Consider the following 2,609-nt stretch of genomic DNA (forward strand, 5'->3'; position numbering starts at 1 on the left):
CCGCGGCTATCGCGGCGGCCCTGGCCGGGCCGGCCCGGATATTGCGCACCATAGTCGGCGGGCGGAGTGAAGCCTGGAGCAGGTGGTGTGTATGCCGAACCCGGCGGGGGCGGAGCCGCAGTATATGTCTGCGTAAACGGCGGCGGCACCGCAGAATTGGGAATCCCGATTCTGGCTCCCAGCTCGTTCAGCCCAAAGGGATCGGGCAACGGCAGTCCATCCCGCCGAGCCTTGGCTGTTTGATAGGCGTCGAAGACTTGATAGAAGACCCACGCCGCGATAAAGATTCCGAAGATGCCGTGATTGCCTGAGATTCCAACCAGGATCACGAAGACCAGCACATGCACCAGGCCCTTGATGAACTGGCCGTTGTACATCGCGCCCACGCCGGGAATGAATCCGAGGACTGCCGCGGTTCCGGGATTCGGGCCGCCGCTTGTGACCACTCCGGACACCGCGTAAGCCGCGCCAGGCGCGTTTCCAGCGTAGGGCGCACTCCCGGGAGCGCCATATCCGGCGCCTCCGTAGCCCAACTTGGCCGCGAGGCATTGCTCGCAATAAATCACACCGGATACAGAGCGCACGCATTGGCTGCAGAGCGCCTTTCCGCAATTCTGGCAGTAGGCTGTTACCGGAAGATCGGGATGGTTGATGCAGTTCATACCAAGCCTCTTTCTGCCTGGTCTTCGAGAGAAGCGAACAAAGTGTATACCTCTTCCTGCTCTTTGTTACCGGCCCTGTCAACTCCTTGGTGGCGCGCCTGTGTTGCGGCAGCCGTCAGCGAACCAGACGAATTCGTATCGGGCGAGCCTGCGCGGGCCAGCGCCTTGGGACCAAAAATCACATTCGGCTGGGCAACGGCGGGGGAAGATTCGACCTTGCCACCTGTCTTGTGCCCGTTGCTGCTTGTTGGAGTGTTCTGCGGAGCTGGCGTTTTCTGCTCAGGCTGTCCGCCTTGCGGCTGGAGGGCCGGCCGCTGCGTGTCTTCGTCGCGGCGCAGTTCGCGCATCTTTGACTCGACCTCATATACGAAGCGGAGATTGTCGTAGTAGCGCACCACCTCGCTCTTGGCGCCATAGAACTGCCGCGTGAGGTTGCTCTCGATGCTGGCCGGTGTCAGATCGGAGAGCTTGAGATGAGTCAGCTGCACCCCGGCGAGGTTCAGCGTCAGTGCAATTGAGAAGAAGGCCATGGCCGCGGTCATCATCAGCCGGGTATCCCATACGAACCGGCGGCGGGGAAGCGGCATAACACCGGGGCCGGCGGCGATCGGCGCTCCATAGACCGCCAGCGGCCGCTCAGCCACGGCGCCGCTGGTGCGGGCGAGGATGCGCTCCATGAGGTCGGGAGTAGCTTCGGGCTCGAAGTGGAGGAAGCGCATCCACTCCTGGCCCTGGCGCGATTGCGCCAGCAGGCCGGCGCATGCGGCGCATGTATGGCTGTGCGATTCAAAGCTGGCGTTATCGGCCGCGGGCATCACGCCGTCGAGGGCGTCGGCCAGAAGGGCTTCCCACTCTTCGCAGCGAAGCTCTCGCCCGGACGTGCGTTCCGGACCCTTCGGATGCTGTTCAAATGGATTGCGCTCCGACATCTAAACCACCTGTCCTTTATTACGTTCTAATAACCGCGCCAGTTCCGCCCGCCCCCGGCTGATACGCGACTTCACCGTACCCTCGGGAATGCGCAAAACCTGCGCGATTTCTTTGTAGTCCATGTCCTGCAAGTCACGAAGAATAACTGCTTCTCTTAATTCAGGTGAAATCTTTGTCAGAGCCTCCTGCACCATGCGCGCAATCTCCTTCTGCGCTGCACGGTCGTGCTGGCTCGGGCCCGGGGCCGCCAGCCGGTCCGCCATCGGAAGCTCCTCCGATTCGTCCCAGCCAGCGTCCATAGAGTCTGTCACGCGCTGCTGCTTTGTTCTACGAAAATGATCGACGAGCAGATTACGAGCGAGAGTGGTAATCCAAGTCTGGAAGCTGCCTCGCGTCAGGTCGAAGGTGGTGAGGTTACCGTAGACCTTGATGAAAACGTCCTGCGTCAGGTCTTCGGCATCGTGCGGAGAGCCGGTGAAGCGATAGCACAGCGAATAAATGCGGCGGTGGTGAGCCTTGACGAGCTCCGCCCACGCGACCGAGTCGCCATCGAGGCATCGCTGAACTACGATCTGCCAGTCGGCTTCCAATACCCTCTCTGCTCCCCGTAGCGCTGCCGGATTCCCAGGACTGCCAGCCGCGCCAGCCTGCACATATCCTGTGCCGAGCCATTGCCCCGGACCGGAGCCTGACTGTCCGGCCCGGTATCCTGCTGCAACCTCTGCCCCCGGGATCCCTTCGCGGCACGGCTCCGGCCCGCCCTGAGACACTGGACGTGGCGCCGGAGCCACCGCTCCAGTTCTGGGCCTGGTCCGGACTACCCGGAACCCATCCATCTCCCACGTCATTGCCCCAGCAAAACCCATGGCAATTCATACGCAGTAAACACAATCGCATATTTGCCCGCTGTCGATGTAGCTGCATCCCCCTGAATCCCGTCTCGTTTTCCTGTATTCTGGCGACTTCAATGCGATTAAGGTGCTGTCGGACCCTCCCACGGAACCGGCAGTGTGTTTA

General features: G+C 61.7%; 3 protein-coding genes. All 3 read right to left on the reverse strand.

The window, feature by feature from the left end:
• On the reverse strand, positions 1-662 hold a 662-nt coding region (locus ACLPJJ_RS00590), incomplete at its 3' end, for a B-box zinc finger protein (protein ID WP_443588725.1).
• Positions 659-1,591 (reverse strand): anti-sigma factor family protein, encoded by a 933-nt coding sequence (locus ACLPJJ_RS00595; protein WP_443588726.1) that lies wholly within the window; start codon positions 1,589-1,591, stop codon positions 659-661. The genes ACLPJJ_RS00590 and ACLPJJ_RS00595, both read right to left, overlap by 4 nt.
• Positions 1,592-2,182 carry an RNA polymerase sigma factor gene (locus ACLPJJ_RS00600; protein WP_443588727.1) on the reverse strand — a complete coding sequence of 197 codons (591 nt, stop codon included), beginning with the start codon at positions 2,180-2,182 and terminating at the stop codon, positions 1,592-1,594.
• Positions 2,183-2,609: the final 427 nt, after the last annotated feature.

The sequence above is a fragment of the Acidocella sp. genome, assembly GCF_052326845.1.
Taxonomy (GTDB): Bacteria; Pseudomonadota; Alphaproteobacteria; order Acetobacterales; family Acetobacteraceae; genus Acidocella.

Coding starts and splice junctions, on each gene's coding strand:
- ACLPJJ_RS00595 (WP_443588726.1), bottom strand. CDS start 1,591: ATGTCGGAGCGCAATCCATTTGAACAGCATCCGAAGGGTCCGGAACGC.